The organism is Comamonas sp. Y33R10-2, assembly GCF_019355935.1.
Lineage (GTDB): Bacteria > Pseudomonadota > Gammaproteobacteria > Burkholderiales > Burkholderiaceae_C > Comamonas.
Map to the genome: position 1 here is coordinate 3,395,243 of NZ_CP079925.1, position 22,771 is coordinate 3,418,013.

General features: G+C 57.4%; 19 protein-coding genes. All 19 read left to right on the plus strand.

Going from position 1 to position 22,771, the window contains the following annotated elements:
- Positions 1–5: 5 nt before the first annotated feature.
- The 19 genes from KUF54_RS15305 (at position 6) to KUF54_RS15395 (ending at position 22,705) form a co-directional block, all read left to right on the plus strand.
- Entirely contained in the window at positions 6–1,076 is a 1,071-nt protein-coding gene (locus KUF54_RS15305; RefSeq protein ID WP_219343618.1) for a tyrosine recombinase XerC, read from the plus strand.
- Between the two features lie 210 nt (positions 1,077–1,286).
- Positions 1,287–2,429 (plus strand): GTP-binding protein, encoded by a 1,143-nt coding sequence (locus KUF54_RS15310; protein WP_219343619.1) that lies wholly within the window; start codon positions 1,287–1,289, stop codon positions 2,427–2,429.
- 361 nt (positions 2,430–2,790) lie between these two features.
- On the plus strand, positions 2,791–3,423 hold the full coding sequence (gene dksA, locus KUF54_RS17475) for an RNA polymerase-binding protein DksA (RefSeq protein WP_370627612.1): 633 nt from the start codon (positions 2,791–2,793) through the stop codon (positions 3,421–3,423).
- Between the two features lie 46 nt (positions 3,424–3,469).
- The gene (locus KUF54_RS15320) at positions 3,470–5,179 is read left to right on the plus strand and encodes an STAS domain-containing protein (RefSeq protein WP_219343621.1); all 1,710 of its coding nucleotides are present in this window, start codon (positions 3,470–3,472) and stop codon (positions 5,177–5,179) included.
- A 136-nt stretch (positions 5,180–5,315) separates the two neighbouring features.
- Complete coding sequence (gene hslV, locus KUF54_RS15325; protein WP_219343622.1) at positions 5,316–5,861, plus strand: ATP-dependent protease subunit HslV; 546 nt, start codon at positions 5,316–5,318, stop codon at positions 5,859–5,861.
- Between the two features lie 119 nt (positions 5,862–5,980).
- On the plus strand, positions 5,981–7,303 hold the full coding sequence (gene hslU / locus KUF54_RS15330; protein ID WP_219343623.1) for an ATP-dependent protease ATPase subunit HslU: 1,323 nt from the start codon (positions 5,981–5,983) through the stop codon (positions 7,301–7,303).
- 354 nt (positions 7,304–7,657) lie between these two features.
- Positions 7,658–8,086: a division/cell wall cluster transcriptional repressor MraZ gene (gene mraZ / locus KUF54_RS15335; RefSeq protein WP_219343624.1), complete on the plus strand. Its 429-nt coding sequence runs from the start codon at positions 7,658–7,660 to the stop codon at positions 8,084–8,086.
- A 9-nt stretch (positions 8,087–8,095) separates the two neighbouring features.
- Positions 8,096–9,025, plus strand: a complete 930-nt coding sequence (gene rsmH / locus KUF54_RS15340; RefSeq protein WP_219343625.1) for a 16S rRNA (cytosine(1402)-N(4))-methyltransferase RsmH — start codon at positions 8,096–8,098, stop codon at positions 9,023–9,025.
- Between the two features lie 43 nt (positions 9,026–9,068).
- Entirely contained in the window at positions 9,069–9,356 is a 288-nt protein-coding gene (gene ftsL, locus KUF54_RS15345) for a cell division protein FtsL (protein WP_219343626.1), read from the plus strand.
- Positions 9,353–11,101 carry a penicillin-binding protein 2 gene (locus KUF54_RS15350; RefSeq protein WP_219343627.1) on the plus strand — a complete coding sequence of 583 codons (1,749 nt, stop codon included), beginning with the start codon at positions 9,353–9,355 and terminating at the stop codon, positions 11,099–11,101. Before ftsL ends, KUF54_RS15350 begins: the two co-directional genes overlap by 4 nt.
- Entirely contained in the window at positions 11,098–12,603 is a 1,506-nt protein-coding gene (locus tag KUF54_RS15355) for a UDP-N-acetylmuramoyl-L-alanyl-D-glutamate--2,6-diaminopimelate ligase (protein WP_219343628.1), read from the plus strand. The genes KUF54_RS15350 and KUF54_RS15355 overlap by 4 nt, the downstream gene beginning before the upstream one ends.
- Positions 12,600–14,030 carry a UDP-N-acetylmuramoyl-tripeptide--D-alanyl-D-alanine ligase gene (murF, locus tag KUF54_RS15360; protein WP_219343629.1) on the plus strand — a complete coding sequence of 477 codons (1,431 nt, stop codon included), beginning with the start codon at positions 12,600–12,602 and terminating at the stop codon, positions 14,028–14,030. The genes KUF54_RS15355 and murF overlap by 4 nt, the downstream gene beginning before the upstream one ends.
- The gene (gene mraY, locus KUF54_RS15365) at positions 14,021–15,199 is read left to right on the plus strand and encodes a phospho-N-acetylmuramoyl-pentapeptide-transferase (protein WP_219343630.1); all 1,179 of its coding nucleotides are present in this window, start codon (positions 14,021–14,023) and stop codon (positions 15,197–15,199) included. The genes murF and mraY overlap by 10 nt, the downstream gene beginning before the upstream one ends.
- Positions 15,200–15,204: 5 nt before the next feature.
- Positions 15,205–17,139: a UDP-N-acetylmuramoyl-L-alanine--D-glutamate ligase gene (gene murD / locus KUF54_RS15370; RefSeq protein WP_219343631.1), complete on the plus strand. Its 1,935-nt coding sequence runs from the start codon at positions 15,205–15,207 to the stop codon at positions 17,137–17,139.
- A complete protein-coding gene (gene ftsW / locus KUF54_RS15375) occupies positions 17,136–18,407 on the plus strand; it encodes a putative lipid II flippase FtsW (RefSeq protein WP_219343632.1) in 1,272 nt (423 codons plus the stop codon). Before murD ends, ftsW begins: the two co-directional genes overlap by 4 nt.
- Positions 18,404–19,501, plus strand: coding sequence for an undecaprenyldiphospho-muramoylpentapeptide beta-N-acetylglucosaminyltransferase (murG, locus tag KUF54_RS15380; RefSeq protein WP_219343633.1), 1,098 nt, complete (start codon positions 18,404–18,406; stop codon positions 19,499–19,501). Before ftsW ends, murG begins: the two co-directional genes overlap by 4 nt.
- Entirely contained in the window at positions 19,498–20,934 is a 1,437-nt protein-coding gene (murC, locus tag KUF54_RS15385; RefSeq protein ID WP_219343634.1) for a UDP-N-acetylmuramate--L-alanine ligase, read from the plus strand. Before murG ends, murC begins: the two co-directional genes overlap by 4 nt.
- Entirely contained in the window at positions 20,931–21,902 is a 972-nt protein-coding gene (locus KUF54_RS15390) for a D-alanine--D-alanine ligase (protein WP_219343635.1), read from the plus strand. Before murC ends, KUF54_RS15390 begins: the two co-directional genes overlap by 4 nt.
- Positions 21,899–22,705, plus strand: a complete 807-nt coding sequence (locus KUF54_RS15395; RefSeq protein ID WP_219343636.1) for a cell division protein FtsQ/DivIB — start codon at positions 21,899–21,901, stop codon at positions 22,703–22,705. Before KUF54_RS15390 ends, KUF54_RS15395 begins: the two co-directional genes overlap by 4 nt.
- The last annotated feature ends 66 nt before the right edge of the window (positions 22,706–22,771 follow it).

A 22,771-nucleotide genomic window follows, 5' to 3' on the forward strand; every position in this document is an offset into this window, starting at 1 on the left:
CATTGATGCACGAGCAAGAACGTGAAGATGGACAGCGCTCTTTTGAGGAGCAGTGCGCGCAACTGCCCGCCGTTGTCCACAGCTATTTAGAGCATGTGCGCGTGCAAAAGCGCTTGGCAGACCGCATGCATACGCTTTACGCGCTGGATTTGATCAAGCTGCAAAACTTTGCACTGCTGATTAATCAAGAGCTTTTAGCCTTGCAGCCCATGCATATCCGCCGTTTTGCTGCGCAAATGCATAGCGCAGGCCGCAGCGCACGCGGCATTGCGCTGATTCTTTCGGGCTGGCGCAGCTTTTATCGCTGGGCAGCCCAGCAGTCTCTGGTGCCCTTCAACCCGGTAGAAGGCGTGCGCGGCCCCAAGGCTGCCAAGCCTTTGCCCAAGGCACTGCCGGTAGATGACGCTGTGCAACTGGCGAGCTTTCAAAATCCCGAAGCCGACCCTTGGATTGAGGCGCGTGATGCCGCCATGACTGAGTTGCTCTACAGCTGCGGCCTGCGCGTGGGCGAGCTGGTCGGGCTGGATGCGCGAGCGGATCAGCATACGCAAAGCCAAGGCCGGGGCTGGATAGATCTGGACGCGGGCGACGCCCATGTGCAGGGCAAGGGCAGCAAGCGCCGTATCGTGCCTGTGGGCCGCATGGCGCTGCTGGCGCTGCATAAGTGGCTGGCGTTGCGCAGCAGCGCTTTGGCCGGGGCTGCGCAGATGAAGGCGCAAAGTGAAGCGGCGTTGTTCATTGGCCGCCGCGGTGAGCGACTGTCAGCCCAGTCAGTCTGGCTCAGGCTTAAGCAGCGCGGGCAGCAGGCGGGCTTGGCATCGGGCGTACACCCGCATGTGCTGCGCCACTCTTTTGCCAGCCATATGCTGCAGTCAAGTGGTGATTTAAGGGCGGTGCAGGAGCTGCTCGGGCATTCGAGCATTGCCACTACGCAAATCTATACGCGGCTGGATTTTCAGCATCTGGCTCAGGCTTACGAAAATGCCCACCCGCGTGCGCAGCGCCATCGCGGGGATGAAAAGCCCAAGCCTCGGCGCAAGCTGCCAAACTCCAGTGGAGATGAGGCTGAGGATTAATGAGTCCTAATTTGATAGCTGCTAGTGCAATTGCAATAAAGGCTAAAGACGTATTTCATTTGTTTTTTTTGCAACCCTTGCAGTCCGTGAGCGCTTGAAAGCGCAGCTAAACTCCCCAGCTGTTATCACCAAGGCGAGTCGTTTGGACTGCGCCGGCGTGTTTTTTGGGCAGCGGCATGTAGCGGCTGCCCCAGCAAGAGGTTTTAAAGCATGGCTCTCATTCCAGTCACCATCCTCACGGGCTTTTTGGGCTCTGGCAAAACCACGCTGCTCAAGCGCGTGCTGCACGAGTCGCACGGCATGAAGATTGCCGTGATCGAGAACGAGTTTGGTGAAGAAAACATCGACACCGACATTCTCAAGACCGAATCCAAAGAGCAGATTTTGCAAATGAGCAATGGCTGCATCTGCTGCACCATCCGCGAAGACCTGCGTGAAGCCCTGCAACTGCTGGCCGCCAAGCGCCGCAAGGGCTTGGTGGAGTTTGATCGCATCGTGATTGAAACCACCGGTTTGGCCGACCCCGGCCCCGTGGCTCAAACCTTCTTTATGGACGATGAAATTGCCGAGAGCTATCTCATTGACTCCATCATCACGCTGGTTGATGCCAAGCACGCCAACCAGCAACTGGACACGCGCCAAGAAGCACGCCGCCAAGTGGGCTTTGCGGACCAGATGTTCCTGTCCAAGACCGACTTGGTAACCGCTGCCGAGACAGATGCGTTGACCCACCGCCTCAAGCACATGAACCCGCGCGCGCCCATTCGCGCCGTGCATTTTGGCGATGTGCCTCTGAGCGAAGTGTTTGATCTGCGCGGCTTCAACCTGAATGCCAAGTTGGACATTGACCCCGACTTCCTCAAGGAAGATGAGCACGCGCACGATCACGCACATGACCATGGTGATCACAGCGCCTGTGATCACGATCATGGCAAGTGTGAGCACGAAGGTCACGACCATGAGCACAAGCATGTGCACGATGAGCATTGCGGCCACGAAGCGCATGACCATGAGCATGGCGAGCACTGCAACCACCCACACCACCATCACTATGACGATGATGTGAAGAGCTTTGTTTATCGTGCGGACCGCCCGTTTGACCCCGCCAAGCTGGAAGATTTCTTGGGCGCCATCGTCAACATCTACGGCCCGAAAATGCTGCGCTATAAGGGTGTTCTTGACATGAAGGGCACCAGCCGCAAGGTTATCTTCCAAGGCGTGCACCAATTAATGGGCAGCGACTTGGGTCCTGAATGGGAAGAGGGCGAAAAGCACATGAGCAAGATGGTGTTCATCGGCATCGACCTGCCTCAAGATATCCTGCGTCAAGGGCTGGATCAGTGCTTGGTGTGATTGCTTGAGCGCGAGGCTGATCCTGAGGTCTCGCATTGCTGACAATGACTGACGGCCTGTGTAACAGGCCGTTTTTTATTGGAAATTCCTCGCAAACTGCGCTGGCTATGACTGACGTCATTTTTCAAGTTGTGGGATATGTACAACGATTAAAGGGGCAAGCCAGCGGTCATCGCTACAATGCCGCCCCTAAAGAGGGTGTTAGTGCGATCTTGCTGAGCAAGGACACAGTACTGTGAGGAGACAGGACGTGAATACTGTAAAAGGTAAGCAACCCAAGGCCTCGGCCAAAGCCGTAGCTACTGCTTTGAGCGCGGATAGTGCCGGGTCCTCTTTGGCGGGTAAGGCTGTTAAAAAAGCGCTGCTCAAACCTGGGGTGCAGGAAAATACCTCCGCCTCGCCCAAACCTAAACGATCTGCAACGCCTATTGCGCGGCAGCCTAAAACAGATGTTCCGCCCCTGGCGCCTAGCAGCGTCAAGGAAGCGATAAACCAAAGTGATAAGAAAGCTATGACCAACACAAAGCAAGCCGGGATCAAGAAGGATCCAAAGCTGGCCAATGCCTGGAAGACCAAGTCGGTGGAGGAATTGACCGATGCTGAGGTGCTGGCCATGTCTGATGACGATTACATGAACGATGCCCAGATGGCGTACTTCCGTCGCAAGCTGGTCACGCTCAAGAACGACATGCATGCAAATGCCGGTGAAACCGCAGAGAACCTGCGTGAAGACACCGTTGTCGTGCCTGACCCTGCTGACCGTGCCACTATCGAAGAAGAGCATGCTCTGGAGTTGCGCACTCGTGACCGCGAGCGTAAGCTGCTTAAGAAAATCGATCAGTCGATTACTCGCATTGATGCAGGCGATTACGGATACTGTGACGAAACGGGCGAGCCTATTGGTGTAGGACGACTGCTTGCACGTCCCACGGCTACGCTGTCGCTGGAAGCTCAGCAGCGCCGTGAACTTAAGCAAAAAATGTACGGTGACTGATCTACATCAAGTGTTAATTGGGCTGTAGGCATCAAAGTGGAGAATCATGGTTAAAGAAGAAAACAAATCGGGAGGATTACTGTCCAAGGTGGCGCGTTTTGTGCGTCACCCGACCGTCAATTGGTCCGAATTGGAGAATCTGAACCAAGATAGCGAAGAGAGCCAGTACAGCAAGCAAGCGCTCAAAGAGATGCTGGAGCGTAAGCGCCAGAATGACTTTGTGCGCAAGCGCGAATTTGATCAGCTGCGCAAGATACGGCAGGGGCAGCTGTCTAAAAGCTTGACGACCGTCAGAGCGCCGCTTGATACGCCCATGCCCGTAGCCTCATCGTCGTTTTTGCAGACTGCACACAGCACGATTCTTGGGGAACGTGCAGACACCATCAAAAAAATTGATGAAATCGAAGCGCAGATGGCGCAGCAATGGTGGCGGGGCAAACAGGTCGCAGACGCGGCCACCATGCCGCTGCAGTTGCCAGAAGGCGGCAACGCCATGCCTTCGACTTTCAAGGCGACGCCGCCCTTGGTGCAAAACACGCTGCCCATGCTCAGTGATGCGCTGCCAAGTGAGCAGCCACAGCCCGCTACAAGAGCAGCTGTCAAGCCTTTGCGCGGTGACACAGATTTCACCCCAGGCTTTGCCTCCACGGAGACCTCATCCCCGCTAGACGCCGGGATGATTCCGCCTTCCTTTGTGCGTTTTGAGCATGATGCGGAGCTGGAAGACGCGGCCATTATTTTTACCAGCGGCGATAACGATGGGGCTGAGGCCAGCCTTAAGGCGCTGATTGCCAAGCGTGCTCAGTCGACTTCGGCCCAGTTGCCGGTTTGGCTAGCTTTGCTGGATATGTACCGTGCAGCGGGCATGCAGGATCAGTTTGAAGATGCCGCCATGGACTTCGTGGCGCGTTTTGGTCGCTCTGCCCCGCAATGGTTCTCCATGCCGCAGCAGGCCGGTAAGCTCAGCGTAGCTGGGGCAGATGCGCCCTTAGCCGGTTTTCGCTGGTCTGCTCCAGTGCAGCTCAATGACTCGAGTCTCAGAGCGTTGCTGCTGAGTAAGAGCCGCAGCGCCGGCCCGTGGGTCATGGACTGGAGCGCCCTAGAGGTGCTTGATCCTGCAGTGAAAGACTCGCTTTTGGAAGCCGCTGAGCAATGGGCGGCTCAAAAGGGTCAGTTGATTTTTGTCGGTCATGAGCGACTGCTTTCGGTGCTGAGCAAACATGCACCCTCTGGTGATCGTTCGGTTGATCAGGACTGGTGGCATTTGCGTTTGGCAATGCAGCGTTTGATGCATCTGCAAGATGACTTTGAGCTCACAGCGCTAGATTATTGCGTGACCTATGAGCTGTCGCCGCCGTCTTGGGCTGACCCCGTTTGCGGCTTTGCGAATGAAGGTCAAGACCAGACAAATGCCTTCAAAGACAGTCTGCTTCGGGGACCGGAGACGGTTCAGACGAATGCACTGTGGAAGGAGCGCAAGCCACGCTTTGCTCTGCAAGGTGTGATCGATGGTGATGCGCTGCCTTGGCTCAATGAAGTGCAAGATAAAGCCAAACTTGGCGAAACCCTGATCATTGACTGCGCATTGTTGGTTCGTATGGATTTTGCAGCCGCTGGCTCGGTCCTGAACTGGGCGGCGCAGATGCAGGAGTTAGGCCATGTGCTGCAGTTCAACCAGTTGCACCAGCTGCTGGCGGTGTTCTTTAATGTCGTCGGCATTCAAGAGCATGCACAGGTGATCCCAAGAAAAGACTGATGCCCCAGAGGCGCTTTGCGCCTTACCCTTCTGTGCTTCGCGCAGGGGGCGACGTCATCGCCGCGAGCCGGCGCTTTCTTCAAATTTAATTTGCTTTAGCTCTTGAGGTCGCCCTAGCTTGCCCCATCTGTAAAAGATGGAACAGTTTCACGGTACCACCATCATTAGCGTGCGCCGCCAAACCCCTGAAGGCGTGCAAGTCGCTATCGGTGGGGATGGTCAGGTCACATTGGGTCACATCGTCATCAAGGGTACGGCGCGCAAGGTGCGCAAGCTCTACCACGGCAAGGTGCTGGCGGGTTTTGCAGGCGCAACTGCAGACGCTTTCACGCTGTTTGAGCGCTTTGAGGCTAAGCTAGAAAAGCATCAGGGCAACCTGACCCGCGCGGCCATTGAGCTGACCAAGGAGTGGCGCACCGACCGCGTGCTGCGCAAGCTCGAAGCCATGCTGGCTGTGGCGGATGCCACCACCTCTCTCATCATTACCGGTAATGGCGATGTTCTGGAGCCCGAACAAGGCATTGTGTCGATTGGCTCCGGCGGTGCTTATGCGCACTCTGCGGCCAAGGCCCTGCTCAACAATACCGAGTTGTCCGCTGAAGACATTGTGCGCAAGTCGCTGGAGATTGCGGGCGAGCTATGCATTTACACCAATATGAATCACACGATTGAGACCCTGTAAGCGTTGGATCAAAAGCGCTGTCTCTAAAACGTTGTATTTGAAACTTTTATTCATCTAATTTAATAGCTGTTAGTCCTTTATTCATAAGCACTATTGGCCTATTTGACTGAGAAAATTCAATGTCCTCTGCCATGACTCCCCAGGAGATCGTCTCCGAGCTGGACAAGCACATCGTTGGCCAAAACGGTGCCAAGCGCGCGGTGTCGATTGCATTGCGTAATCGCTGGCGCCGTCAGCAGGTGCCTGATGGCCTGCGTCAAGAAATCACGCCTAAGAACATTCTGATGATTGGCCCCACTGGCGTGGGCAAGACCGAGATTGCGCGCCGCCTAGCTAAGTTGGCTGATGCGCCCTTCATCAAGGTCGAAGCCACCAAGTTCACTGAAGTGGGTTATGTGGGCAAGGATGTGGATGCCATCATTCGTGATCTGGCCGAGGTAGCTGTCAAGCAGACCCGCGAGTCGGACATGAAGAAGATGCGCGCCCGCGCCGAAGATGCGGCCGAAGATCGCATTCTCGATGTACTGGTTCCCCAAGCGCGCACGGCTGAGGCGGCTCCCGATAACACGGCTCGTCAGGTTTTCCGCAAAAAGCTGCGCGAAGGCCAGCTCGATGACAAGGAAATCGAGATCGACCTTGCCGAGCAACTGCCCCAAGTGCAAATCATGGGTCAGCAGCCGGGCATGGAAGAGATGGCTGAGCAACTGCGCGGCATGTTCAGCCATATGGGTCAGGAAAAGCGCAAGACCCGCAAGCTGCCTATTAAAGAGGCGCTAAAGCTGCTGACCGACGAAGAAGCTGCCAAGATGGTCAACGAGGAAGATGCCAAGACCCGCGCCATAGCCAATATGGAGCAAAACGGCATTGTCTTCATCGACGAAATTGACAAAGTGGCCACCCGCCAAGAAAGCAGCGGCTCGGACGTCTCGCGTCAAGGCGTGCAGCGTGACTTGCTGCCCTTGGTGGAGGGCACTGCTGTGTCCACCAAATACGGCGTGGTCAAGACCGATCACATCTTGTTCATTGCCTCGGGTGCTTTTCATCTGTCCAAGCCCAGCGATCTGATTCCCGAGCTGCAGGGGCGCTTCCCCATTCGCGTGGAATTGGAATCGCTGTCGGTTCAGGACTTCGAAGCAATTCTTATGCAGACTCACGCCTCGCTGGTCAAGCAGTATCAGGCGCTGTTGGCAACCGAGGGCGTGACGCTGGAGTTCAAACCAGATGGCATCACCCGTCTGGCCTCCATTGCGTTTGATGTAAACGAACGTACTGAGAACATTGGTGCGCGCCGCTTGTCCACTGTCATGGAGCGTTTGCTGGATGAGGTCAGCTTTGATGCCGTCAAGCTTGCTGGGCAGACCGTGACTATTGATGCTGCTTATGTAGATCAACGTCTACAGATGTTGAGTCAAGACGAAGATCTCTCGCGCTTTATTCTTTAAGATTTTTAGCGTTTGATACTGGCTGCCCGCTTGTGCGGGCAGTTTGCATTTGTAGGAGAGGGCGCTGACTTAAATCAGTTCTTTCCATTGAATTGCTTGGTTTCAATTGACCGCAGCTAATGAGAGTCCACATGCATAGGCTTTGCTAAGTGCTTGTAAAGGAAGGATATTTTTTTAATATCTCCTTCATTTCTGATTCTAAGTGCTTGATTTCATTGCAAATAATTGTTCGGTCACGTTTGAAGCCCCCTGAAATTGCTGATACAGTGCAAAAAAGTGCAATTAAGTGGTGAAAGTTGCCCTCATGCCTATTTTTTAGGAATGAGTGGCTCCAAATGACCGGAGTAATTAGCCGTGTTTCAAGGGGCGTCTTCGTTAAATATCGATGGAAAGGGGCGGCTGTCTGTGCCGACCCGGCATCGTGACGCGCTTTTATCCATGGCTGAAGGCCAAGTCACTTTCACCAAGCATCCCGATGGTTGCCTGTTGCTGTTTCCTCGTCCTGAGTGGCTGCAGTTTCGCGAGCGTGTCTCCAAGCTGCCGATTACTGCTCAGTGGTGGAAGCGCATTTTTTTGGGTAACGCGATGGATGTAGACATGGACGCGACCGGCCGACTGCTGATCTCGCCCGAGTTACGTGAGGCTACAGGTCTGACCAAGGAGGTCTTGATGCTGGGCATGGGGGCGCATTTCGAGGTTTGGGATAAGACCACCTATGAGATGCGCGAAGCGGAAGCACGCCAGCAACCGATGCCGGCGGCTTTCCAAGATTTTGTTTTGTAGGAAGAGCTTGTGAATCAGCCGTTGCAACATATCACCGTCTTGCTTGACGAGGCCGTAGATGCCTTGTTGGGGGGCGCTGCCCAGCCGCCTGCGGGCCAATGGGTGGATGCAACGTTCGGTCGGGGAGGTCATTCCCGGCTCATATTGCAAAAATTAGGGCCGGATGGCCAGTTGATTGCGTTCGATAAAGATCTGGACGCAATCGCTGAAGCGGCGCGCATCACCGATGCGCGTTTTTCGATTCGGCATCAAGGGTTTAGTCACCTCAATGAACTGCCCGAGGGCAGCGTGCAAGGAATTTTGATGGATCTGGGGATCAGTTCACCCCAGATTGACAACCCAGACCGGGGCTTTAGCTTTCGCTTTGATGGCCCTCTCGATATGCGCATGGACACTACCCGTGGCCAAAGCGTTGCCGAGTGGCTGGAAGAAGCTGAAGTGCAGCAAATTGCGGAGGTGATACGTGACTACGGCGAAGAACGGTTTGCTGGCCCTATTGCAAAGGCGATTGTTGCTAGGCGCGAAAGCCAGGGCCCATTGCGCACCACCGGCGAGCTTTCCCAACTCGTGGCTGGTCAGGTCCGCACGCGTGAAGCCGGGCAGAACCCGGCGACACGGACCTTCCAGGCTCTTCGGATTTTCATCAACGCTGAACTCCAGGAGCTTGAACAAGCGCTAGAAGCAAGCCTGCGCGTGCTGGCTCCCGGTGGGCGTTTAGCGGTGATTAGCTTTCACTCGTTGGAAGACCGTATCGTCAAGCAGTTCATCGCCAAGCACTCCAAAGAGGTCTATGACCGCCGTGCTCCGTTTGCCCTGCCCACGCCCATGCGCTTGAAAGCGCTCGATCGCATCAAGCCCAGCGCTACGGAAGTGACAGGCAACCCGCGTTCACGCTCTGCGGTGATGCGTGTGGCCGAGCGCACCGAGGTGCCTGCATGATGCATCGCCATGCCGCTATGTGCATGGCTGCGGGAGGGCTGCCTTGCTGCGCGTAAACCTGCTGCTGCTGCTGGCGGTGATGGTGAGTGCCATTTTTCTGGTGCACACCCAGTATGAGTCGCGTCGGCTTTTTACGGAGCTTGATCGTGCCGAGACTGAGTCGCGTCGTTTAGCGACGGACCAGTTGCGGCTGCAAGTAGAAAAACGTGCGCAGGCCACGCCCCAGCGCATCGAGACGCTGGCGCGTGACAAGCTGCAGATGAAGCAGGCGTCGCCTGCGATTACTCAATATGTGCAGGAAAGCTCCGCTCAAGGAGCTGTAGTGCAATGACGCGCAGTGTTCTCTACACCACCAGCCCTTTGCTGGCATCCAAAACCCCTATGTGGCGCAGCAAATTTATTGTTGCGGCTTTGGCTGTGGGTTTTGTGGGGCTGGGCGCGCGCGCGGCCTATGTGCAGGTGTTTGCGAATGATTTCTTCAAGCGTCAAGGCTTGGTACGCTTTGCGCGTACGCTTGAATTACCCGCTAACCGTGGCCGTTTGCTGGATCGCAATGGCTTGATTTTGGCCTCTAGCGTGCCAGCTGCCAGTATCTGGGCTATTCCTGAAGATCTGGATCTGAAGGATCCCGAGATTCAGGCCAAGCTCAAGGATGTGGCCAAGCTCATGGACATGCCCATGCGCGCTTTGATGGAGAAGCTCGACGTTGAAGACAAGAGCTTTGTCTGGGTCAAGCGTCAGCTGGACTGGGATGTAGGTCAGAAGATTGTGGCGCTCAACATCAAGGGCATCTACAACCGCAAAGAATACAAGCGCCAGTATCCAGAAGGTGAGTCCGCTGCGCACATCGTGGGCTTTACCAATGTGGAAGACCATGGTCAAGAAGGCATGGAGCTGGCTTTTGATAAGGAGCTGGCAGGCAAGGCTGGGTCACGTCGCGTTATCAAGGACCGCATGGGGCGCGTGGTTGAAGGCGTGGGCGAGGAAGTGCCGCCGCAGGATGGTCAGGACATTCAGCTGTCCATCGACAGCAAGGTTCAGTACTACGCCTACCAAAAACTCAAACAGCAAGTGCATGAGCAAAAGGCCAAGGCAGGCAGTGTGGTGGTCATGGATGCCCATACCGGCGAGCTGCTGGCGTTGGCCAACTACCCCAGCTACGACCCAGGCCACCGCAAGAATTTAACGGGTGAACAGCTGCGCAATCGCGCGCTTACCGACACGTTTGAGCCCGGCTCGACGATGAAGCCGATTACCGTTGCTGCGGCGCTGGAGCTCAAGCGAGTCAAGCCCTCCACCATTATTGATACCGCACCCGGCCGCTATACGGTGACGGGCTCCACCATTACCGACACGCATAACTATGGCGCGTTGTCGGTGGAAGGTGTGATCCAGAAGTCCAGTAACGTGGGCGCGACTAAGGTGGCGCAAAAGCTCTCATCGCAGGAAATGTGGGAGTACTTCAGCGCACTGGGATTTGGTCAAAAGCCGCAAATTCAGTTCCCCGGCGCTGTATCCGGTCGCCTGCGAGCTTGGAAGACTTGGAAACCTATCGAGCACGCCACCATGTCTTATGGCTATGGCCTGTCGGCTTCGCTGTTTCAGATGGCGCGTTCGTACACAGTGTTCTCCAATAATGGCAACGTCATTCCATCCACAATTTTGAAAACGGCTGATTTGCCTGTGGGCGTGCGCGTGATCTCCAAAGAAAATGCAGCCGCTGTGCTGCATATGTTGCGTTTGGCGGCTGGTCCCGGCGGTACGGGACAAAAGGCTCAGCCAGAGGGCTACACCATTGGCGGCAAGTCAGGTACGGCCCGTAAGCAAGTGGGTAAAAGCTATGCCGCAGGCAAGTACCGTGCTTGGTTTACTGGCATCGCCCCCATCGACAAGCCTCGCATCATCGTGGCCGTGATGGTCGATGAGCCCAGTGCAGGCTCTTACTACGGCGGCACTGTGGCCGGTCCCGTGTTTGCCGATGTGGTTCAGCAAACCCTGCGTTTTATGGGCGTTCAGCCTGACAAGGAAGTGAAACCTCTGATTGTGGCTGCGCCACCTGAGGAGCCTGTGCTATGAGCACTTTGATTCAAACATTGAACAATGCAGCCGAGGCCGTGGCCTGGCTGCGCGCCCGTGTGCAGGGCGATCTGCAAACGGATAGCCGTAAAGTCAAAGCGGGCGATGCCTTTATCGCTTGGCCCGGCGCTGCCACTGATGGTCGTGCCTATGTCGCCAAAGCGCTGGAGCTGGGCGCTGCCGCTGTTTTGGTAGAAGCTGAGGGTCTTGAAGCCTTTGATTTGAGTAGCGACAAGGTTGCGGGTCTCAAGGGATTAAAAGCCGCAACTGGCCTGATTGCTGACGAATGGTTTGCCCACCCCAGCCGCGAGCTGGATGTGTTGGCCGTGACGGGTACCAATGGCAAAACTACCACGGCTTGGTGGCTGGCTCACGCACTATCAAAAGTGAAGCTGAATGCCCGCGCAGGTTGTGCGCTAGTGGGTACTTTGGGCGTGGGCGTGCCGCCAGCACTCGAATCGACGGGTATGACCACGCCTGACCCGGTGCTGTTGCAGCGCGTCTTTCGCAGCTATGCCGATCAAGGTTTGGCTGCTTGCGCGATTGAGGCATCGTCTATTGGCATTGCAGAGCACCGCATGGATGGCAGCAAGATCCGTGTGGCGCTGTTTACCAACTTCACGCAAGACCATCTGGACTACCACGGCAGCATGGATGCTTATTGGCAGGCTAAGGCCCAGTTGTTTGAATGGCCAGGTCTGCAGGCTGCGGTTGTGAATATTGATGATGCCTATGGCGCCAAGCTGTGGGCTAAGTTGCAGGCCAAGCCGCTCGATGTGTGGAGTGTTTCCATTCAAGGTCCGGCGCGCCTGCAGGCCAAGGATATTGGTCTGGGCTCTCAAGGCTTGAACTTCACGGTGCTGGAGGCGGGTCACAGCTTGCGCATGAATACGCGCTTGGTGGGGCAATACAACGTCTCTAATTTGCTGGGCGTGCTGGCTACCTTGCGCAGCCTAGGTCTGTCGCTGGAAGACGCTGTGGCCGCCTGCGCGGATCTAGAGCCCGTGCCCGGGCGCATGCAGCAAATTGCCAAGCCCGGTCAGCCGTTGGTTGCCGTAGATTACGCACACACGCCAGACGCGCTTGAAAAAGCTCTGCGGGCACTGCAGCCAGCGGCGCAGCAGCGCCAAGGCAAGCTGTGGTGCGTGTTTGGCTGCGGCGGTGACCGTGACAACAGCAAGCGTCCCTTGATGGGACAAGCCGCGCAGGCGAATGCCGACAGCGTGCTGGTGACCAGCGATAACCCGCGCAGCGAGCACCCCGAAACCATCATCGAGCAGATTTTGAGCGGTATGCAGCCAGGCGCTGCATTGCATGTTAAGGCCGACCGCGGGGCGGCCATTGCCCACGCTATTGCTCATGCTGATGCGCAAGACGTGGTGCTGATTGCAGGCAAGGGCCATGAGGATTACCAAGAGACGAATGGCGCTCGCCAGCCGTTCTCTGATATGGCTGAAGCGCAAAAAGCGTTAGAAGCCCGTGAAGGAAAGATACGGTCATGATGACCTTGCAAAAAGCGCTGGAGCTGATCCAGACGCATATCCCCCAAGCCCGCCTGATTGGCGACGGCAAGATTGCGCTGGCACGCGTGCATACCGATACGCGCACGCTGCAAATCGGGGATTTATTCGTGGCCCTGAAGGGTGAGCGCTTTGATGCGCATGACTTTTTGCCGCAGGCGCAAGCCTCGGGCGCAGTGGCAGCTCTGGCCAGTCATGGTCTGGCGCAAGCAGGCTTGTCCGGCATCGAAGTGCCAGATACCTTGCTGGCGCTGGGCGCATTGGCCCGCGCATGGCGCGCCCAGTTTGAGTTGCCGCTGATTGCCGTGACGGGCAGCAATGGCAAGACCACCGTGACGCAAATGATTGCCTCCATTTTTCGCACGCATGTGGGCGGCGCGGGTGATGCGGCGCTGGCCACGCGTGGCAATTTCAACAACTCCATTGGCATGCCGCTGAACTTGCTGCGCATGTCGGGCGAGCACCGCATTGCCGTGCTGGAAATGGGCATGAACCACCCCGGCGAAATCGCCGAGCTGGCGGCTATTGGCCAGCCCACGGCGGCCTTGGTCAACAACGCCCAGCGTGAGCACCAAGAGTTCATGCACACGGTGGAAGCCGTGGCGCGTGAAAACGGCTCGGTTCTGAGTTTTCTGCCCAAGGACGGCGTTGCCATCTTCCCTGCAGGTGATGAATACACGCCGCTGTGGACGGAACTGGCTGCTGGGCGCCCTTGCCTGATGTTTGGTGAAGCCGCCGATGGCGCGCAGGTTTTTGCCACGGATGTGACATGGCAAAACGGTGCATGGAGCTTTGTGCTGCACACGCCGCAAGGCAGTGCTGGCGTGCAGCTGCATATTGCCGGTCGCCACAACGTGCTCAATGCACTGGCCTCGGCCGCTTGCGCCCATGCCGCAGGCGTGTCGCTGCTGGCGATTGCGCAGGGCCTGTCTGGTTTTGAGCCGGTCACCGGCCGCTCGCGTGCGCTGGCCGTACAGATCAACGGCCAAAGCGTGACTGTGGTGGACGACACCTATAACGCCAATCCTGATTCCGTGGCGGCAGCCATTGCCGTGCTGGCCGAGCTGCCCGCACCGCGCCTGCTGGCGTTGGGTGATATGGGTGAGGTGGGTGATAACGGCCCGCAGTTTCACTCTGAAGCCGGTGCTTTAGCCAAGCAGGCCGGTATTAAATATATGTACACGCTGGGCGCAAAAAGCGCATTTGCTGCTACTGCTTTTGGCAGTGGCGCTCAGCATTTTGAGAGCATGACGGCCTTGCAAAAGGCCGCGTGCGAGGTTTTGCCCCAAGTGGGCTCGGTGTTGGTTAAAGGTTCGCGGTTCATGAAGATGGAGCAAGTGGTGCAGGCTGTGCAAGCCTTTGCAGATAAAGAGCAGGGCGCCTGCAAGGAGAACACTCCATGCTGCTAATGCTCGCTCAATGGCTACAAGGCCTTTCGCCCGATTTCGGTTTTCTGCGTGTCTTCCAGTACCTGACGCTGCGCGCCGTGTTGGCCGCTGTCACGGCTTTGTTGATTGGTCTGATCGTCGGCCCCAAGGCCATTCGCATGTTGACCTCGCTCAAGATCGGTCAGCCCGTGCGCGGTTACGGCATGGAGACCCACTTGGTCAAAAGTGGCACCCCCACTATGGGTGGTGTGCTGATTTTGTTCTCTATCGCTGTTTCCACCTTGCTGTGGTTTGACCTGTCGAATCGCTTTGTCTGGATCGTGCTGCTGGTCACGCTAGGCTTTGGTGCGATTGGCTGGGTCGACGACTGGCGCAAGGTCGTCAACAAAGACCCCGAGGGCATGCGCTCGGGCGAGAAGTATTTCTGGCAGTCCGTCATCGGCCTGCTGGCTGCGCTGTATTTGGTGTTCTGCATTTCAGAGAACAACAACGCTGAAGTTTTCGGCTTGTTTGTCTCTTGGGTGCAGTCCGGCTTCTCCATGGATTTGCCGCCCAAGGCGGGCCTGATGGTGCCGTTCTTCAAGGAAGTCAGCTATCCGCTGGGCGTGCTGGGCTTTATCGTCATGACCTATCTGGTCATCGTGGGCGCCAGCAATGCGGTCAATCTGACTGACGGTTTGGATGGTCTGGCCATCATGCCGGTCATCATGGTCGGCACGGCGCTGGGGATTTTTGCCTATGTGACAGGGAATGCCACTTACGCCAAGTACCTGCTGTTCCCCAGCATTCCCGGCACCGGTGAGCTGATGGTGTTTTGCGGTGCCATGGCCGGTGCGGGTCTGGCCTTTCTCTGGTTTAACGCCCACCCCGCGCAGGTGTTCATGGGCGACGTGGGTGCACTGGCGCTGGGTGCGGCATTGGGCACCATCGCCGTGATCGTGCGCCAGGAAATTGTGCTGGCCATCATGGGCGGCATCTTTGTGGCTGAAGCCGTCTCGGTGATGCTGCAGGTGACTTACTTCAAATACACCAAGAAGCGCTATGGCGAAGGCCGACGCCTCTTGAAGATGGCCCCGCTGCACCACCACTTTGAAAAGAGCGGCTGGAAGGAAACGCAGGTTGTGACCCGCTTTTGGATCATCACCATGCTGCTGTGCCTGCTGGGGCTGTCTACCCTGAAGCTGAGGTAGTCGCCATGCAAGACGAAGACCTCAAGCTCAACCCTCAGTCGCCGCAGCAGCAGGCCGAAGATGCTATGCAAATGCAAGCGTCTTGTGCTGATGCGCAGACGTCTTCAGAGTTCATTGCTGTTGAAAGTAATGAAGTTCAGGCAGTAGTTGCTACTGAAATTGAAGCAGGCCTAGTGGCCTCTCCTATTTCTGAGGCTCCTGTGGCGGCTCTGGAAGCTGAGCCAATCCCTGATATCTCAACGCTGACAGCCGCTAAAGATGCAGCCGCTTTTGTGGCGCAAATCTTTGCCGACCCTAGCATCTCCGATGCGGCAGATGGTGAAGTCACGCAAGCTCAAGAGCAGCTTGAAGTGGCTGAAGTTGAAGTGGTGGAGCTGCCGCCCGTGCCTGCACTGTGGCCGCAAGGCGCAGCCCAGCATCTGCAGGGCCAGCGCGTGCTGATTCTGGGTCTGGGCATCTCGGGCATCGCCATGGCACGCTGGTGCGTGCGCGCCGGTGCCGATGTCACGGTGGCCGATACACGTGAGGCGCCTCCCTTCTTACCGGCTTTGCAGTCCGAATTGCCCAGTGTGCGCTTTGTCGCAGGCGAATTTTCTGCGGCGCTGGTCGATGGTCAAAGTCTGAGTTCTGTGTACCGCTCACCCGGCCTGAGCCCTGCAGACGTTGCTGCGGTTTTTAATGCCTCACGCAGCATTGGCCTGCCCACGGGCGGTGAGCTGGACTTGTTCGCCTTCGCCCTCAGAGGGCTGCGTGACTCTCACGGCTATGCCCCCAAAGTGCTGGGCATTACAGGTACCAATGGCAAGACGACAGTCACCTCTTTGACGGGCCAGTTGCTCGAACATGCCGGTCTTAAAGTCGGTGTCGCTGGCAATATTGGTCCGACATTGATGGATACGCTGTCGCAGCGCATTGATGCGAATGAGCTGCCTGATGCTTGGGTGCTGGAGCTGTCCAGCTTCCAGCTCGACGATTTGAACGTGGGTGGCAATGGCTTTGCGCCCACGGCCGCAACGGTACTCAACATCACGCAAGACCATCTGGACTGGCATGGCGGCATGCAGGCCTATGCAGATGCCAAGGCTCATGTCTTTGGCGAGCAGGGCCTGATGGTGCTGAACCGCGAAGACCCTGTGGTCATGGCCATGCTGCCCGCAGCCGTGCCTGTGCCCGGTAAGCGCGGCAAGACTTTTCAGCGCGCCTATGTCACCTTTGGTGGCGACATGCCACGCCGCCCCGGCGACTTTGGTCTGGAAACCGTTAACGGTATGACGTGGCTGGTGCGCGCCCATGAGGCTGACGAAACCAGCAAGGGCAAGCACGCCGATGACCTGCATATTGCCCGTCTGATGCCTGCGGATGCCCTGCGTATTCGCGGTCGTCACAACGCTATCAATGCCTTGTCAGCACTGGCGCTGGCAACGGGCGCGGGCTGCAATCTGGCTCCGCTGCTCTTTGGTCTGCGCGAATATCGCGGCGAACCGCACCGCGTGCAGCCCATCGGCCGCGTGAGCGATGTTGAATACTTTGACGACAGCAAGGGCACGAATGTGGGCGCCACCGTGGCCGCTCTCATGGGTCTTGGCCCCGATCACCGCATCGTGGTGATTCTGGGCGGTCTGGGTAAGGGGCAGGATTTTGCACCGCTGGCAGCTCCCGTCTCGCGCTATGTGCGCGCTGCCGTGCTGATCGGCCAAGATGCGCCTCTCATCCGTGAAGCACTTACCGACTGCGGTGTGACGTTAGTGGATGCAAGCACCATGCAGGACGCTGTGGAGCATGCAGCCCGTCTGGCCCACGCCAACGATGCGGTGCTGCTCTCGCCTGCCTGTGCAAGCATGGACATGTTCAAAGACTACGCGGACCGAGCCCACCAGTTTGTGGAAGCCGTGCGTGAGCTGGCCTTGGAAACAGGCCAGCAACTGGAGGAAGGTGCATGACTGCCACCTTCCTGACCAGCCTCTCAGGCCGCATGCGCTCGTGGTTTCGCAGCGCTGAGGACAAGCCCATCGACGTACTGCCTGTGCGCGTGGGTGGGCCGCTGTACGACCGCCCCACCCGCACGCCGGCTAGCGTGCTGGGGCTTGATCTGGCATTGATCTGGGTTGTCATCGCCTTGTTGTCCTGGAGTTTGGTCATGGTTTATTCGGCATCCATTGCGATGCCGGATAACCCGCGTTTTGGCAAGATTCAGCCCTATCACTTCTTGGTGCGCCACACCATGTCGATCGGCATGGCGTTTGTGGGGGCACTGCTGGCCTTTCAGGTTCCCATGAAGGTGTGGGAGAAGGTAGCGCGCAAGCTGTTTGTCGTCTCCATCATCTTGCTCGTGGCGGTGTTGATTCCGCATGTGGGCGTGGTGGTCAATGGGGCGCGGCGCTGGTTGTCGCTGGGCATCATGAACTTTCAGCCTTCAGAGCTGGCCAAGTTCGCCATCCTGATCTATGCCGCCGACTACATGGTGCGCAAGATGGAAGTCAAAGAGCGGTTCTTCCGCGCCGTGCTGCCCATGGGATTAGCTGTGGTCGTGGTGGGCGTGCTGCTGCTGGCCGAGCCGGATATGGGCGCTTTCATGGTAATCGTGGTGATCTCCATGGGCATTTTGTTCTTGGGCGGTGTGAATGCGCGCATGTTCTTCATCATCGCGCTGCTGGTGGTGGGGGCCTTTGCGCTGATCATTGCCACCTCAGAATGGCGCCGCGAACGCATCTTTGCGTATCTGGATCCATGGGATGAAAAGCACGCGCTGGGCAAGGGCTACCAGCTCTCTCACGCGTTGATTGCTATTGGCCGGGGCGAGATCTTTGGCGTGGGGTTAGGCCGCAGTGTAGAAAAGCTGCACTGGCTACCCGAGGCGCATACCGACTTTTTGTTGGCCGTGATTGGTGAAGAGTTGGGCCTGATTGGTTTGCTGGTGATTGCGGCCGTCTTCTTTTGGCTGACTCGCCGAATCATGTTGATTGGTCGTCAGGCCATTGCGCTAGACCGAGTGTTTTCCGGGCTGGTGGCTGAAGGCGTGGCGATCTGGATGGGCTTTCAGGCCTTTATCAACATGGGTGTGAATTTGGGTGCTCTGCCAACCAAAGGTCTGACTCTTCCGTTAATGAGCTTTGGTGGTTCGGCCATTTTGATGAATTTGATTGCGATAGCTGTGGTGCTCAGAGTCGATTACGAAAACAAGTTGCTGATGAAGGGAGGTCACGCATGAGTCTCCCCGTCTCAAAAACGACCTCTAAAAACAAACAACGTGTTGCGCTCGTCATGGCGGGTGGCACGGGTGGTCATATCTTCCCCGGTCTGGCTGTGGCGCAAGAGTTGCGCGCGCGCGGCTGGGTGGTGCATTGGCTGGGCGCCCCCGGCTCGATGGAGTCACGCATCGTGCCGCCGCAAGGCTTTGCGCTGGAGCTCATTGAGTTCGGTGGTGTGCGTGGCAAGGGCATCAAGACCCTGCTGCAACTGCCGCTCAAGTTACTCAAGGCTTTCTCTCAGGCACGTGCTGTGATCAAGCGCGTGCAGCCCGATGTCGTCATTGGTTTGGGCGGCTACCTCACCGTGCCCGGTGGTTTGATGGCCGCCATGTCTGGTGTGCCCGTGGTGCTGCATGAGCAAAACTCTGTGGCCGGCATGGCCAACAAGGTGGTGGCCAAGGTCGCTAAGCGCGTGTTCACCGCTTTCCCTCGGGTGTTTGCCAAGGGTGAATGGGTGGGCAACCCACTGCGTCAGCCGTTTTTGGAACAAGCTGCACCGGCCCAGCGCTTTGCGGGCCGCACTGGCACGCTTAAGCTTTTGGTCGTAGGCGGTAGCTTGGGTGCGAAGGCGCTCAACGAAATTGTTCCTCAAGCGCTAGCCTTAATTGCTGAGGATCAACGCCCTCAAGTCACACACCAAAGCGGTGCGGCGCAGATCGATGCACTGCGTGCCAACTATCAGGCTGCTGGTGTACAGGCCGAGCTGACCCCTTTTATTGATGACACGGCGAAAGCCTTTGCTGAAGCCGATGTCATCGTCTGCCGTGCCGGTGCTAGCACCGTGACCGAGATCGCTGCCGTGGGCGCCGCAGCGGTCTATGTGCCCTTCCCGGCAGCGGTGGACGACCACCAGACCAGCAACGCCCGCTTTTTGGTGGATGCCGGAGCTGGTTGGTTGATGCCACAAAGTACTTTAAGCGCCCACGGGTTGGCTGAAATGCTACAAAATATGCAGCGCGCTACGCTGTTGGAGCGCGCTGAACTCGCGAAGAAAATGCAAAAGATTGATGCCACCGAAAAGGTGGTTGCCGCTTGTGAGGAACTGGCCGTATGAAACACGCCATTCATCACATTCACTTTGTCGGTATTGGCGGATCCGGCATGAGCGGTATTGCAGAGGTTCTGCATAACCTGGGTTACGTTATTTCGGGCTCCGACCTGTCGGATAGCGCCACGCTGCGCCGACTGTCGGACCTCGGCATTAAGACCTATGTGGGTCATGCCGCCGAGAATGTTTCGGGCGCTGATGCCGTGGTCACCTCGACTGCGGTGCAAAGCGACAACCCCGAAGTCGTGACCGCCCGCGAGAAAAAAATTCCTGTCGTGCCTCGCGCACTGATGCTGGCGGAGCTGATGCGCTTTAAGCAAGGCATCGCCATTGCGGGCGCGCACGGCAAGACCACGACCACCAGCTTGGTGACCAGCGTGCTGGCCGAAGCCGGTCTGGATCCCACGTTTGTCATCGGTGGCAAGCTCAATAGCGCGGGTGCCAATGCCAAGCTGGGACAGGGCGACTACATCGTGGTCGAGGCTGATGAGTCCGATGCCTCCTTTCTGAACCTGCTGCCTGTGATGGCCGTCGTCACCAATATTGATGCCGACCACATGGAAACCTACGGCCACGACTTTGGCCGTCTGAAGCAGGCGTTTGTCGATTTTCTGCACCGCATGCCGTTCTACGGTCGCGCCATCCTTTGCTTGGATAGCCCCGCGGTGCGCGAAATTTTGCCCAAGCTGGCCCGCCCGGTGACGACTTACGGCTTTGCCGAAGACGCGCAGGTGCGTGCAGTCAACGTGCGCGCTGAGTCTGGCCGCATGTGCTTTACGGTCAAGCGCAGCTTGGGCGATCAAACCTATCCCGATCTGGATTTGGTGTTGAGCCTGCCCGGAGAGCACAACGTGCTCAACGCCCTGTCTGCCGTGGTGGTCGCCATGGAGCTTGAAATATCGGATGAAGCGCTGCAGCGCGCATTGGAGAACTTCAAGGGAGTGGGCCGCCGCTTTCAGCGCTATGGCGATCTGCCAGCCAGCAATGGCGGCGTGTTCACCGTGATTGATGACTACGGTCATCACCCGGTTGAGATGGCGGCCACGCTGGCTGCTGCGCGCGGAGCCTTCCCCGGCCAGCGCTTGGTGCTGTCCTTTCAGCCCCACCGCTATAGCCGCACACGCGACTGCTTTGAAGACTTTGTGAAGGTCATCGGCAGCGCAGACTCCGTGCTGCTGGCTGAGGTATATGCCGCTGGCGAGTCGCCGATTGTGGCGGCTGATGGCCGTTCTTTGGCCCGTGCTTTGCGCGTGGCGGGCAAGATTGATCCTGTGTTTGTGGAAGACATCGCCGATATGCCGGCGGCCATTTCGGCCAACGCGCAAGGCGGTGATGTATTGCTGTGCATGGGCGCCGGCTCTATCGGAGCTGTGCCAGCAAAGCTGGTTGAGATGCTACAAAAACAAGAGCTAAATGTCATTGCAGGGAGTGCGGTATGAGCACATTTGGCACAAATATTGATGTGAAGGCATTGGGCAAAGTCGCCGTGCTGATGGGTGGGCGCTCGTCCGAACGCGAAGTCTCGCTGATGTCTGGCGCTGGCGTGCTGGCTGCTTTGCAGTCGCATGGCGTGGATGCCCATTCGTTTGATCATGCCGAGCAGGCTTTGGATCAGCTCAAAGTGCAAGGCTTTGACCGCTGCTTTATCGCGCTGCATGGCCGTTTTGGTGAAGATGGCACGGTGCAGGGTGCGCTGGAGCTGCTGGGCATTCCTTACACCGGCTCGGGTGTGATGGCTTCTAGCATCGCTATGGACAAGGTCATGACCAAGCGCATCTGGCGCTTTGAAGGTCTGCCCACACCTGACTGGCGCATGGTGGCTTCGGCCGATGAAACCCGCGCTGCGTTTGAAGCGCTGGGCGCACCCATGATCGTCAAGCCTGCACGTGACGGCTCCAGCATCGGCCTGACCAAGGTGATGAATGCCGACGAATGCGCTAAGGCCTATGCGCTGGCAGCGCAGTACGACGCAGAAGTGCTGTGCGAGGAGTTCATCACCGGTGATGAAACCACTTGCCCCGTGCTGGGTACCGGTGCCAAGGCGGGCGCGCTACCCGTGATTCGCATCGTGGCGCCCGAGGGCAACTACGACTACCAGAACAAGTACTTCACCGATACCACGCAATATCACTGCCCAAGCGGTCTGCCTGCCGATGAAGAAGCCGCGATTCAGCGCATTGTGGAAAAAGCCTTCCGCACGCTGGGCTGCCGTGGCTGGGCGCGTGCCGACATCATGATTCGCGGCAGTGATCGCAAGCCTTTCTTGCTGGAGATCAATACCTCGCCGGGCATGACCGGGCATTCTCTGGTCCCCATGGCTGCGCGTGCTTCTGGTGTGAGCTATGAAAACCTGTGCCTTGGCATTTTGGCCATGAGCGCACTGGATGGAGATGCGGAGCAAGCATGAGTCGCAACCATCCCACATCTGTCGTTCCGTTCGACGTCAAGCTGATGAACATCACCGCTACGGTTATGTTCATGGGGTGCTTGGCGGCGCTCGTGATGACCGTGGGGTGGTGGCTGATGCGAACTCCGGCCTTCAATATTGGCCGCATCGTGGTGGATGGCGAGTTGGTGCACAACACGGCGCTGACGCTGCGGGCTAATGTGGCGCCCGTGCTCAAAGGCAATTTCTTCACCGTGGATTTGAAAGCCGCTCAACATGCTTTCGAGCAAGCGCCCTGGATTCAGGAGGCGCGTGTGCGCCGCGAATACCCCAACGGCTTGCGCGTCTCTCTCAAGGAGCATGTGGCAGAGGCCTTCTGGGGCCCTGAGACCGGCAGCGGTCTGCTCAATAAATCGGGTGAAGTGTTTGAAGCCAACTTGGGCGAGTTGGATCGCGAAGGTCTGCCTCGCCTGCAGGGGCCTGATGGATCTGCACCACGAGTTCTGCAGATGTACCACGCGCTCGCGCCGGCTCTGAAACCACTCAATGTTGAGCTAGATAGTTTGACGCTCAATGCCCGCGGCAGCTGGGATGCGGTGCTAGATAACGATGCCCAGCTTGAACTAGGCGGCGGCACGACAGAAGACGTACTGCTACGCGTGCAGCGCTTGGTGCGCACGTTGCCCAAAATTAGCTCTCAATACCAGCGCTCGGTTGCGGATCTTGCATCCGCTGATTTGCGCTACGAAGACGGATATGCCTTGCGACTCAAAGGCGTAACTACTGGATCCTCCGCGCCGGCACTCGCCAGCCCCAGACGATGAACCGCAGCAGGAAAGCAAATATGCAAGGCGCACATAAAGATAAGACGGAACTTACCGAGGGCGGAC